Below are 11,385 nucleotides of genomic sequence, written 5' to 3' on the forward strand. Positions count from 1 at the left end.
GACCGGGGCGTATTCGGTGGCCGTGTAGTACTCGGTGATGACGACCATGGCACCGGTCAGCACGAGGCCGACGAGGGCGCAGTAGAAGATGCTGTTCGACGAGATGCTGATGCCATTGCCGACATCCAGCCCGGCCGGGAACAGTTCGCGGGTGACGAACCAGAACGCGATTGCCGAGATCACCGCCGAGACGATGACGCCCTTGTACAGGGCATTCATGATCTTGCCGCCTTCGCTGGTCTTGACGAAGAACGTGCCGATGATCGAGGCGATGATCGAAACACCGCCAAGCACGATCGGGTAGAGGATCGCATTCGGATCGGCAGCGAACATGACGCCACCGAGCAGCATCGTCGCGATCAGGGTGACCGCGTAAGTCTCGAACAGGTCGGCGGCCATGCCGGCGCAGTCGCCGACGTTGTCACCGACGTTGTCGGCGATCACGGCTGGATTTCGCGGATCGTCTTCGGGGATACCGGCTTGGACCTTGCCGACCAGATCGGCGCCTACATCCGCACCCTTGGTGAAGATGCCGCCGCCAAGACGGGCGAAGATCGAAATCAGCGAAGAACCGAAAGCAAGGCCGATCAGCGCATGCAACGCTTCATCGGTGGAATAGCCCATCTTCGCCAGCAACACGTAGTAGCCGGCGACGCCGAGCAGGCCGAGGCCGACCACGAGCATGCCGGTAATGGCACCGCCACGGAATGCAACGGCCAATGCGGCGGCGATGCCGCTGCGCGCCGCTTCAGCCGTACGCACATTGGCGCGGACCGAAACATTCATGCCGATATATCCGGCCAGGCCGGACAGGATCGCGCCGATGGCGAAGCCGATAGCGGCCAGCCAGTTGAGGGCAAACCCGATTGCGATCAACAGAACCACGCCGACGATTGAAATCGTCATGTACTGGCGGTTGAGGTAGGCGCGCGCACCCACCTGGATCGCCGCAGCGATCTCCTGCATGCGCTCGTTGCCGGCGGGTTTGGAAAGAATCCAGCGGATCGACCAGACACCATAAAGAATGGCGAGAACCGCACAGATGATGGAAAACAGTAAGCCATGTTGCTGCAGCATTTAATCCTCCCAAGTAACGGGCAAGCAAAGGAAAGAAAGCGGAGACCCCAAAAACCGGTCGAGTATAGCCGTCCTTGGCCATGATCCTATTCTTGCAATGCAGCATTGATCGTGCATTGCCGGGAAAACGGGGGCGGTTGCCGCGTCGCCGCGCCGACCGCCCAAGTTGAGGCCGCTTTACTTGTCGTCGATACGATAGGGCGCAAGTTTCTGTTTGACCGCGACATTTTTCAGGCGCACGTACTTGGGCAAGCCATCCTTGCCGTATGGCGGCGCGTCCTCGCCACGGATCAGCGGCTCGAGATAGCGGCGTGCGGCATCGGTGATGCCGTAGCCATCGCGACTGATATAGCGCTTTGGCAGCTTTTTCTCGTGGTTGGCGACCTTGCTCAACGGTGCCGGCTCGATCTTCCAGCGATACGGCGCGTCCGAACTGCGCACGATTACCGGCATGACGGCATTCTTTCCCGCCATTGCATATTCGACACCGGCCTTGCCAACCGCATAGGCCTGCTCGACATCGGTCTTCGAGGCGATGTGCCGGGCCGAGCGTTGCAGGTAGTCGGGCAGGGCCCAGTGATATTTGTAGCCGAGCTTCTGTTTGACCAGATTGGCCAGCAGCGGGGCGACGCCACCGAGTTGGGCGTGGCCAAAGGCATCGCGTGTGCCCACTTCAGAGAGGAATTTGCCATCCTTGTTGCGCACGCCTTCGGAGACGACCACGGTGCACCAGCCGACGCGCTTGACGGTCGCCTTGACTCTGGCCAGAAAGGCTTTTTCGTCAAACGGAATTTCCGGGAACAGGATGATATGCGGTGCCTCATCGGGCGATTTGCCAGCCAGGCCTGCGGCAGCGGCAATCCAGCCGGCGTGGCGACCCATGACCTCCATGACGAAAACCTTGGTCGAGGATTCCGCCATCGAGGCGACATCGAGGCTGGCTTCAAGCACCGAAACCGCAGTGTACTTGGCCACCGAACCGAAGCCGGGACAGCAATCGGTCACGGCGAGATCGTTGTCCACGGTTTTCGGCACGCCGATCACCTTCACGTCATGGCCAAGGGCCTTGCCGATTTTCGAGATCTTGTTCGCGGTATCGGCCGAATCGTTGCCGCCGTTGTAGAGGAACCAGCGAATGTCGTGGGCGCGCAGCACCTCGATCAGGCGCTTGTACTGCGCGCGATTGTCCTCCAGCGATTTCATCTTGAAGCGGCACGAGCCGAATGCGCCGCCTGGCGTGTGGCGCAATGCCGCAATCGCGCTGGCTGATTCTTTTGAGGTGTCGATCAGCTCTTCGCGCAAGGCGCCGATGATGCCGTTGCGTGCGGCATAGACTCGAATCTTGTGTTTTCTGGCGGTTTCAATGACCGCGCAGGCGCTGGCATTGATTACGGCGGTGACGCCGCCGGACTGCGCGTAGAGCAGGTTGCCTTGCATCGGGGAGACTCCTTGTTGATCGAATGGGTCGGTGGGATTGTTTGACTGCAATGGCTTCAGCAGATAGCTTTATGCCGCGTTTACCCGGTTCAAAGTCTAGCGCAGCGTCGTGGGTTTCCTCGAATGCGCATCATGTCAAGGATATCTATGCGACTCGTGCTACTCGGCGCGCCCGGTTCGGGCAAAGGCACTCAGGCTTCAATGCTCAAGAAATTCCTTGAAATCCCGCATGTATCCACGGGCGATCTCTTGCGCGCTGCGGTCAAAGCTGGAACTGCGCTGGGCCTTCAGGCCAAGGCGGTCATGGATGCCGGCGATCTGGTTTCCGACGACATTGTCCTCGGCATGCTCGAAGAGCGCGTTTCGCAGGAGGATGCCAAGGCCGGTTTCATTCTCGATGGCTATCCGCGCAACGTGGCCCAATGCGGCGCCCTCGAAGCCTTGCTTGAGCGTCTGGGTCAGCCGCTCGATGTGGCGGTCAAGCTTGAGGTTCCGTACGAGTTGATCGTCGAGCGTATTGCCGGGCGTGCCGCTGCCGAAGGTCGTATCGATGACACACCGGAAACGGTTCGCGCGCGATTGCGTGTGTACGCCGAGCAAACCGCACCGGTTGCCGACCATTTCGCCGAGATCGGCAAGCTGGTCATCGTCGACGGCGTTGGCGAGCTGGATGATGTGTTTCAGCGAATTGTTGACGCATTGCCGGCTTGATCCCGGTGTACCTCGCGGTCGCTGCCGCGATCCGGCGACGAAAAGCCGGTGGCTGCCGCGATGACTGAAGCGCCGAATTCCGGGCCCGGACTGCTTGCTCGCATTCTCAACCTGTGCCGATTCCGCGGTGGTCCGCAGGATCTCCCACACAAGCAGGGCTTGCTGGTTGCGCTGCTTGTGATGAGCGTGGTGCTCGATCTGAGCACGGCGAGCCTGTTTGATATCGGCAGCAGCGCGCTGGGTCGAAGCCTGTTCTCGACCAGTCTTCTGCTTGGTCTGTGCTGGACAGCGCTGGTTATCCGCGGTTTGCGCAATCGTTTCGTGCAAACCGCGATCGCCCTGATCGCCTGCTCGATGGTGTTCTCGATGCTGATCCTGCCATTGGCATGGTTGTTTGGCACGCCTGCTGAATCGGACAAGCTGCTGTCGCCCGTTCAGACATTGGTCGCCTGGCTGGCGCTGGGCGTGCTGGTGTGGAAAGTCGCGGTCGATGCGCACAACGTACGCCAGGCGATCGATGCGCCGTTCTGGATCGGCATGTCGCTGGCGCTGGCCTGGGCGATTGCCGATTTCGCCTTGAGCCGCCTCCTGTTTTCCGGGCCGGTTTGAACGAAAGTTCGGGTAGATGGTGAACGCCAAGCTTATCCCTGGAGCGCCAGAAGGCGCACCTGCAGGTTTGCGGCGAACGGTCGTTTCGCTTTTCCTGTTCCCCACTCCCCACTCCCCACTCCCCACTCCCCACTCCCCACTCCCCGTTAAACTACCCGCATGAAACTACATATCCTCGGAATCTGCGGCACTTTCATGGGCGGCATCGCGGCGCTCGCGCGCGAGCTCGGTCATGAGGTCGAAGGCAGCGACAGCAATGTCTATCCGCCGATGAGTACGCAGCTCGAAGCGCTTGGTATTGCACTCAAATCCGGCTATCTGGCCAGCCACATCGATGACGATACCGATCAGGTCATCGTCGGCAACGCGCTGTCGCGCGGCAATCCGGCGATCGAGCATGTGCTGGATCAGCGCGTCGCCTATATCTCGGGCCCGCAGTGGCTTGGTGAGCAGTTGCTAGGCACGCGTCAGGTGCTGGCAGTGGCCGGTACCCATGGCAAAACCACAACCACTTCGTTGCTTGCATGGTTGTTGCAGTCGGCAGGGGTTGAGCCCGGATTCCTGATCGGCGGCGTACCGGGGAATTTTGCGCTATCGGCACAGCTCGGCAAGGGCGCGCCCTTCGTCATCGAAGCCGATGAGTACGACACGGCATTTTTCGACAAGCGTTCAAAATTCGTCCACTACCGGCCATCGATCGCGATCCTCAACAATCTCGAATTCGACCACGCCGATATTTTTCCGGATCTCGCCGCGATCCAGCGTCAGTTCCACCATCTCGTGCGCATCGTGCCGGGCAATGGCTTGCTCATCGTCAACGCCGAGGACGCGAATCTGGCCGAGGTGTTGAAGATGGGTTGCTGGTCGCGGGTCGAAACCTTTGGCATCGATGGCGGCGACTGGCGCGCCCGCTTGCTCGAAGCGGATGGCTCGGAATTCGAGGTCAGCTACAGGGATGTCTTGATCGGCACGATCCGCTGGCCGCTGCTCGGCCGGCACAATGTGATGAACGCATTGGCGGCATTGGCGGCTGCCCACGCGGCCGGAGTCGATGCAGCAGGATTGCTGCCTGCATTCGCCGAATTCCGCAGCGTCAAACGACGCATGGAGCGTATCGTCGAACACGATGGTGTCGTCGTCTACGATGATTTTGCCCACCATCCCACGGCCATCGAAACGACACTTGCCGGCTTGCGTGCCAAGGTCGGCAGTGCGCGCATCATCGTTGCCCTTGAGCCGCGCTCGAATTCGATGCGTCTCGGTGCTCACGCCGATCAACTTGCGCCGTCATTGGCTGCTGCCGATCGTGTGTATTTCCTGCAGCGCCCCGAGTTGCCATGGGATGCGCAGAAGGTAATCGCGGCTCTTGACGGTAGAGCGCAAGCAGTTGCAGACGTGGATTCGATGCTCGCGCTTCTGCGCGAGGAGGTTCAACCCGGCGACCAGATTGTTTTCATGTCCAACGGTGGCTTCGAATCCGCGCCGCGCCGATTCGCGCACATGCTCGCAAGCTGATCGATTCGTGGTGATGACGGATCTGCCACTGTTTCCGCTTTCTTCGGTCCTGTATCCGGAAGGAAGCTTGAGCCTGCGCATCTTCGAGACGCGCTACCTCGATATGATTCGCGATTGCGCGCGGACTGACTCGGGCTTTGGTGTGTGCCTGATTCTTGAGGGCGAAGAAGTCGGCGAGCCATCGATACCGGCGGCCGTGGGTACGCTTGCACGCATCGTCGATTTTCATACCACCGATGATGGTCTTCTCGGCATCCGCGCCCAGGGTGGCGAACGCTTTCAGGTTCAGCACACGCGCATTAGCGAAAACGGCTTGATCCATGCCTCCGTGGATTGGCTGGCGGAAGACGAAAAGCAGGTCGTTCCCCCCGAGTGCGCATTGCTGGCGACGATTCTTGAGCGATTCCACGAGCAAGTTGGCGGTGAGTACGCGCAAGTCGAGCGTGATCGCTATGATGATGCGGCGTGGGTGGGCTACCGCCTGGCTGAGGCCTTGCCGTTGCAGCCCGATGAGCGACAACTGATTTTGCAACTGAATGATCCAATTGAGCGCCTCGTTCAGTTGATGCATTACCTGCCGCGCTTCCAGACCCCTTGAGGTGACACCATGAGTACTTTGAAAGGCAAAACCCTGTTTATCACCGGCGCTTCGCGCGGCATTGGTCTGGCCATCGCCAGACGCGCGGCCAGGGATGGTGCCAATATCGTCATCGCGGCCAAGAGCGCAACGGCCAATCCGAAGCTTCCGGGCACCATCTTCACAGCGGCTGCGGAAATTGAAGCGGAGGGCGGCCAGGCCTTGCCGCTGCAGGTTGATATTCGCGACGAGGAAAGTGTCACCGCCGCAGTTGCCAAGGCGGTCAGTCGTTTCGGCGGAATCGACATCCTGGTCAACAACGCCAGTGCCATCTGGTTGCGCGGTACCGCCGATACGCCGATGAAGCGCTACGACCTCATGCATCAGGTCAATGCGCGCGGCACGTTTCTGTGTTCCCAGGCTTGCTTGCCGCATCTGAAGAAGGCAGCGAATCCACATATTCTCAATTTGTCACCGCCCTTGAACATGGAGCCGAAATGGTTTGCTCCACACGTCGCCTACACCATGGCCAAATACGGCATGAGCCTGTGCGTGCTTGGGATGGCCGAAGAGTTTCGCGACATCGGCATTGCCGTCAACGCATTGTGGCCGCGCACCGTCGTTGCGACTGACGCCCTCAACATGATTCCGGGAGTCAACACCGACAACGCACGCAAGCCGGAGATTGTCGCCGATGCAGCGCATGCGATTCTGACCACGCCAAGTCGCGAACAGACTGGTGGTTTCCTGATCGACGAGGAAGTACTTGGCGCAAGAGGTGTCACCGATTTCGATCAGTACGCGGTTGCTCCGGGAAATCACTTGCTGCCGGATCTTTTTCTTGATTGATCCGCGGTGCCTTAGCGTTGGTGCTAGCATCGTCGGCTTGTGGGAGGAATTCATGCTCAAGACAAACCGGTTTGTTGCACTCGCGGTCGTTTCAATCGCGTTGTGGGCGGGTTCTGCATCGGCGCAGAACCTTCTTTTCCATCAAGGCTTCGAGACCTGCTGGGTGCCGGGAAAAACCAAGTCGCAATTCCTTGAAGCGATACGCACCAATATCGATGGAACCAGTACCTGCATTCCCAAGCAGACGGGAAGCCAGTCAGGATTCAACTATACGGTTTGCGGTGCCGCAAACGGCTGCGGTACCGGTATCGAAGGTTGTGCCGTATCGATTTCTGCCGGCGCGTTTTCGGGCGATTTCCCGGGTGGACAATTCGTTGGCCCGGGTTCGGCAGCCGACATCGTTGTGCCGATAGTGATCACCGGCATTTCGAGCTGCTCGGTCAATCTGAACAACATAACGCTGGGCTATACGCTCGACTATCTGATGCAGACGGACGGTACGGATGGCGTCTACAGCAGTAATCTGATGCCACCGGGCGTTGAAATCACTCACTACGATCTGGTCAACGGCAATTGCAATCAAACACTTTTCGGATTGATCGGCAGTAACGTTGCAGCAGCGATAAGCGGCGCGGAAGAAAATGCTTCGGCAGCGATCGAACCGGCACTGCGTGCCAATACACTCGATCAGTCAATCTGCCCGCTTTCCGCGCCCTGAGTAATTTCGGGCGTCGCTCGGAATTCTGCTCGGACCGCTCCGGATCAATCCAGCGCCTGGACCAGATCTGCGATCAGGTCTTCGTGATGTTCGAGTCCGACTGAAATACGCAACAGATTTTCCGTCGAGGTCGGATTTTCACCCTCGACCGAGGCGCGATGCTCGATCAGCGATTCACAGCCGCCCAATGATGTGGCATTGGTGAACAGCTTGAGCTTGCCGGCCATGGCGAGCGCAGCCGATTTGCCGCCGCGCAGTTCGATGCTGAGCATGCCGCCGAAGTCGCTCATCTGACTGGCAGCAACAGCATGCCCGGGATGCGAGGGCAGTCCAGGATAGTTGACCCGCTCGATGGATGAGTGTTTGTCGAGGAATTCCGCGATTGCACGCGCATTCGAGCAATGCATGTTCATCCGTGCAGGCAGTGATCGGCAGCCGCGCAAAGTCAGCCAGGCGCTGAACGGAGCGAGCGTCGCGCCGGTGATGTGCAGGCGATGGGCGGCCTGTTCAAACCATTCGCCCGCTTCCTTGAAAATCAAAGCTCCACCGAGAACGTCACTGTGACCGCCGAAGTACTTGGTCGTCGAATGCATGACGATATCCGCGCCGAGATCGAGCGGTCGTTGCAAAGCCGGTGATGCAAAGGTGTTGTCGCAGACCACTCGGCCGCCGTGGGCGTGGCTGATTTCCGCCACCGCCCGGATGTCGGTGATCTTCATGCGTGGATTGGAGGGTGTCTCGACCCAGACCAGATCGATGCCGCCATTGCAGGCTTGGCGGAGTGCATCAATGTCGGTCACGTCGATGGTGCTGACGCGGACACCTCGATCGGGGAGGAACTCCCCGGCGAGTATTCGCAATCCGGTATAGCAATCATCCGGGATGACGATATGCGAACCAGGGTTCAGCGATTCGAGCAGACCGCTGATCGCGGCCATGCCCGAAGCAAATGTCAGCGCCGACTGGCCATGCTCAAGGGCTGCCAGTGCGGCACACAGGCGGTCATTGGTTGGATTGCCTTCACGCTGGTATTCGTAGCCATCAAGCCGTTCGGCGGCCGGTCCATGCTTGAACGTCGTTGCCAGATGGATCGGCGGCGACAGCGCGCCGGTCGCCGGATCACTTTCGCCGCCTGCGTGAACGGCCAGGGTTTCGAATCGCATGGTTGTCGTCCGAGATGGAGTGCTTTATTCAGGCGTCGAGGTTCTGGAATGCGTCGCGAGCCACTTTGAGCGTATCGGCAATGATCTGTTCGCTGTGCGCCATCGACATGAAACCGGCTTCGTAGGCGGACGGGGCGAGAAAGACGCCGCCAGCGAGCATGGCCTGGAAGAAGCGATTGAAACGCGAGGTGTCGCACGCCGTCGTCTGCGCGTAGGTTTCGACTTTTTCGGCGCTGAAGAACAAGCCGTACATGGCGCCAACACGCGTGGTGCTGAATGCGATCCCCGCGCCGTCTGCCAATGCCTGCATGCCATCGACGAGCAGTTGTGTGCGACGCGAGAGTTCTTCGTGGAAGCCAGGCTCCTGGATCAATTCCAGCATGGCCAGGCCTGCGGCCATGGCCACCGGATTGCCGCTCAACGTTCCCGCCTGATAGATGGGGCCGGCCGGGGAAATCTGGTTCATGATGTCGCGTCGACCACCATAGGCGCCGACCGGCATGCCACCGCCGATGATCTTGCCCAGTGTAGTCAGATCCGGGGTGATGCCGTAGTGCGCTTGCGCGCCGCCAAGCGCGACCCGGAAACCGGTCATGACTTCGTCGAAGATCAGCAGCACGCCGTGCTTTGTGCACAATTCGCGTAAATGCTGCAGATAGCCGTCACGCGGTGGAATGCAATTCATATTGCCAGGAACTGGCTCGACGATCAGTCCCGCCACTTCACTGCCGATCTCGTCGAACAAGCGTGTAGCTGCTTCGAAATCATTGAATGGCAACGTCATGGTCAGGTCGGCAAGCGCGGCCGGTACGCCGGGCGAAGTCGGTGTGCCCAGAGTCAGCGCACCTGAGCCGGCCTTGACCAGGAAGGCATCACCATGACCGTGATAGCAGCCTTCAAACTTGACGATGCGCGAGCGTCCGGTAAAGCCGCGGGCGAGGCGGATCGCCGACATCGTTGCTTCGGTACCCGAGTTGACCATGCGCGACACTTCGATCGATGGCATGAGCTTGCTGATCGTCTCGGCCATCGTGATTTCGGCCGGGCAGGGTGTGCCAAACGACAGCCCGTTCTGGATCGCTTTTTCGACAGCGGAGCGAACGGCCGGATGGTTGTGGCCGACAATCATCGGCCCCCACGATCCAACGTAATCGATATAGCGCTTGCCTTCGACATCCCAGAGGTAGGGGCCATCGGCGCGCTCGGTGAAGAATGGTTCGCCGCCGACCGACTTGAATGCGCGAACCGGTGAATTGACGCCGCCCGGCATCAGAGCCTGGGCGCGCTGGAACATCTCGTGATTTGAGCTCATGGATTTCTCGATGGAATCAGGGGAAAAGTTGGCTGAAGCGTCGCGCGGCAGATTCGATATCAGGCGCGTCAAACAGCGATGAAATTACCGCGACGCAATCGGCACCTGCGGCGATCAATGCGCCTGCATTGTCCGGCGTGATGCCGCCGATTGCCACCACGGGCACTCCGAATGAACGCGCTTCGACCAGCAGATCCGGTTTCGCACAGCGGGCCAGCGGCTTGGTCGGCGATGGATGAAAGGCGCCGAACGCAATGTAGTCGGCGCCGTCTTCGACTGCGTGTCGGGCCAAAGCCAGCGAGTCGTAACAGGAGACGCCGATGATGGCCTTGTCGCCGAGCCGGGCGCGTGCCGCGCTCAAGCCAATGTCTTCTGCTCCAAGGTGCACGCCGGCCGCGCCGCACTCGATGGCAAGATCGATGTCGTCGTTGATGATCAATGGCACGTTGTGACTCCAGCACAGCCGCGCAAGTGACGTTGCTTCGTTCAATCGGCGCGACTTGTCTGTCGTCTTGTCGCGATACTGGATCACGTTGGCGCCGCCTCTCAAGGCGGCGCCGACGACTGCTTGCAGATCCGCTCGTGGACCGTTGGTTATGGCGTACAAGCCTCTGGCTTTGAACATCGCGATCTCGATTGCCGACTTTGCGCGACATGCGCAAGCTGACACAATGATATGCGCAGCGTCTGTTGTTGGCGCCTTCAACTCTTGCAGAATCAATGATGACTCAGGCTGACACTCCGTTTCGAACTTTCATGTGCGTGGTTTGTGGTTTCCTCTACAGCGAAGCTGATGGCTGGCCCGATGACGGCATTGAGCCGGGAACGCGCTGGGAAGATGTGCCCGAGACCTGGACCTGTCCCGACTGCGGTGTGACCAAGTCGGACTTCGAGATGATTGAAGTCTGATTCGCGCGAATTTTTCGCTTCCGCGTTGCCATCATCCTGCCATTTGCTAGCCGCCCAGCGACTCATTTCATCACCGTCTTTGCCGTTAGGCCTGCTTGACTGGTCTCCAGTCAACAAGCGCCAGCAAGGCGAAGGTGGTTCACATGCGAGTCTTTGTTCCGGTTGAAGATGCACCTCCGAGCTCCAGCGTTCCCATGTTGGTGCCTTATCAGTGCGGCCTGCTCTGCGAACACGCCATGCGAGAACCGCGGCCGCGACCGCCGGCATGCTCGCAACCTGTCAATCGATCAGCTGGATCGCGAGAGTCCTCGCAGCCGAAAGCATTCAAGGCCTTCTGAAACAAGGGCTTGCGTGGAGACGCATAATTCAGCGCAAAAAAAATCATCAAACCCCCTTCCGTAAATGCTGCAGTGCGGTTAGGATGCGCGCCCCCTGAGGAGCGGCTTGCTGGAAGAGCGGCGGCAGGGGGCCGGCAGAATCGATCGCGGAGAGTCACGAAAGAGCGCGA

General features: G+C 59.6%; 12 protein-coding genes. 7 read left to right on the forward strand and 5 right to left on the reverse strand.

All coding sequences use genetic code 11. The features are described 5' to 3' along the window. Both VFN25_RS02280 and VFN25_RS02285 read right to left on the reverse strand, forming a co-directional pair. Positions 1-1,077: sodium/proton-translocating pyrophosphatase (locus tag VFN25_RS02280; RefSeq protein WP_325138386.1), on the reverse strand; the 1,077-nt coding region annotated here is incomplete at its 3' end. Between the two features lie 177 nt (positions 1,078-1,254). After that, complete coding sequence (locus VFN25_RS02285; RefSeq protein WP_325138388.1) at positions 1,255-2,514, reverse strand: 6-phosphofructokinase; 1,260 nt, start codon at positions 2,512-2,514, stop codon at positions 1,255-1,257. Between the two features lie 147 nt (positions 2,515-2,661). On the opposite strand from VFN25_RS02285, the gene VFN25_RS02290 reads away from it, so the two are divergent. The 6 genes from VFN25_RS02290 to VFN25_RS02315 all read left to right on the forward strand — a co-directional run bounded on the left by VFN25_RS02290 (position 2,662) and on the right by VFN25_RS02315 (position 7,493). After that, positions 2,662-3,225: an adenylate kinase gene (locus VFN25_RS02290; protein ID WP_325138405.1), complete on the forward strand. Its 564-nt coding sequence runs from the start codon at positions 2,662-2,664 to the stop codon at positions 3,223-3,225. Between the two features lie 60 nt (positions 3,226-3,285). Further along, complete coding sequence (locus VFN25_RS02295; protein ID WP_325138390.1) at positions 3,286-3,834, forward strand: hypothetical protein; 549 nt, start codon at positions 3,286-3,288, stop codon at positions 3,832-3,834. 159 nt (positions 3,835-3,993) lie between these two features. Then, complete coding sequence (gene mpl, locus VFN25_RS02300; RefSeq protein WP_325138392.1) at positions 3,994-5,349, forward strand: UDP-N-acetylmuramate:L-alanyl-gamma-D-glutamyl-meso-diaminopimelate ligase; 1,356 nt, start codon at positions 3,994-3,996, stop codon at positions 5,347-5,349. 13 nt (positions 5,350-5,362) lie between these two features. Next, entirely contained in the window at positions 5,363-5,947 is a 585-nt protein-coding gene (locus VFN25_RS02305; RefSeq protein ID WP_325138394.1) for an LON peptidase substrate-binding domain-containing protein, read from the forward strand. A gap of 9 nt (positions 5,948-5,956) precedes the next feature. Continuing rightward, positions 5,957-6,775: an NAD(P)-dependent oxidoreductase gene (locus VFN25_RS02310; RefSeq protein ID WP_325138396.1), complete on the forward strand. Its 819-nt coding sequence runs from the start codon at positions 5,957-5,959 to the stop codon at positions 6,773-6,775. A 52-nt stretch (positions 6,776-6,827) separates the two neighbouring features. After that, on the forward strand, positions 6,828-7,493 hold the full coding sequence (locus VFN25_RS02315; protein ID WP_325138398.1) for a hypothetical protein: 666 nt from the start codon (positions 6,828-6,830) through the stop codon (positions 7,491-7,493). 44 nt (positions 7,494-7,537) lie between these two features. On the opposite strand, the gene VFN25_RS02320 is transcribed toward VFN25_RS02315, so the two are convergent. Genes VFN25_RS02320 through thiE form a run of 3 tightly spaced genes read right to left on the reverse strand, consistent with a single transcriptional unit; the run spans position 7,538 to position 10,593 of the window. Further along, a complete protein-coding gene (locus VFN25_RS02320) occupies positions 7,538-8,656 on the reverse strand; it encodes a trans-sulfuration enzyme family protein (protein ID WP_325138399.1) in 1,119 nt (372 codons plus the stop codon). Positions 8,657-8,684: 28 nt separating this feature from the next. Beyond that, positions 8,685-9,968 carry a glutamate-1-semialdehyde 2,1-aminomutase gene (hemL, locus tag VFN25_RS02325; protein WP_325138401.1) on the reverse strand — a complete coding sequence of 428 codons (1,284 nt, stop codon included), beginning with the start codon at positions 9,966-9,968 and terminating at the stop codon, positions 8,685-8,687. Positions 9,969-9,984: 16 nt separating this feature from the next. Then, positions 9,985-10,593 (reverse strand): thiamine phosphate synthase, encoded by a 609-nt coding sequence (thiE, locus tag VFN25_RS02330; protein WP_325138403.1) that lies wholly within the window; start codon positions 10,591-10,593, stop codon positions 9,985-9,987. 95 nt (positions 10,594-10,688) lie between these two features. Between thiE and VFN25_RS02335 the strand changes: the two genes are divergently transcribed. Beyond that, entirely contained in the window at positions 10,689-10,877 is a 189-nt protein-coding gene (locus VFN25_RS02335; RefSeq protein ID WP_414648831.1) for a rubredoxin, read from the forward strand. The last annotated feature ends 508 nt before the right edge of the window (positions 10,878-11,385 follow it).

This window comes from Dokdonella sp. (genome assembly GCF_035703485.1).
GTDB lineage: Bacteria > Pseudomonadota > Gammaproteobacteria > Xanthomonadales > Rhodanobacteraceae > Dokdonella.

Coding starts and splice junctions, on each gene's coding strand:
- VFN25_RS02285 (WP_325138388.1), bottom strand. CDS start 2,514: ATGCAAGGCAACCTGCTCTACGCGCAGTCCGGCGGCGTCACCGCCGTA.
- VFN25_RS02290 (WP_325138405.1), top strand. CDS start 2,662: ATGCGACTCGTGCTACTCGGCGCGCCCGGTTCGGGCAAAGGCACTCAG.
- VFN25_RS02295 (WP_325138390.1), top strand. CDS start 3,286: ATGACTGAAGCGCCGAATTCCGGGCCCGGACTGCTTGCTCGCATTCTC.
- mpl (WP_325138392.1), top strand. CDS start 3,994: ATGAAACTACATATCCTCGGAATCTGCGGCACTTTCATGGGCGGCATC.
- VFN25_RS02305 (WP_325138394.1), top strand. CDS start 5,363: ATGACGGATCTGCCACTGTTTCCGCTTTCTTCGGTCCTGTATCCGGAA.
- VFN25_RS02310 (WP_325138396.1), top strand. CDS start 5,957: ATGAGTACTTTGAAAGGCAAAACCCTGTTTATCACCGGCGCTTCGCGC.
- VFN25_RS02315 (WP_325138398.1), top strand. CDS start 6,828: ATGCTCAAGACAAACCGGTTTGTTGCACTCGCGGTCGTTTCAATCGCG.
- VFN25_RS02320 (WP_325138399.1), bottom strand. CDS start 8,656: ATGCGATTCGAAACCCTGGCCGTTCACGCAGGCGGCGAAAGTGATCCG.
- hemL (WP_325138401.1), bottom strand. CDS start 9,968: ATGAGCTCAAATCACGAGATGTTCCAGCGCGCCCAGGCTCTGATGCCG.
- thiE (WP_325138403.1), bottom strand. CDS start 10,593: ATGTTCAAAGCCAGAGGCTTGTACGCCATAACCAACGGTCCACGAGCG.
- VFN25_RS02335 (WP_414648831.1), top strand. CDS start 10,689: ATGATGACTCAGGCTGACACTCCGTTTCGAACTTTCATGTGCGTGGTT.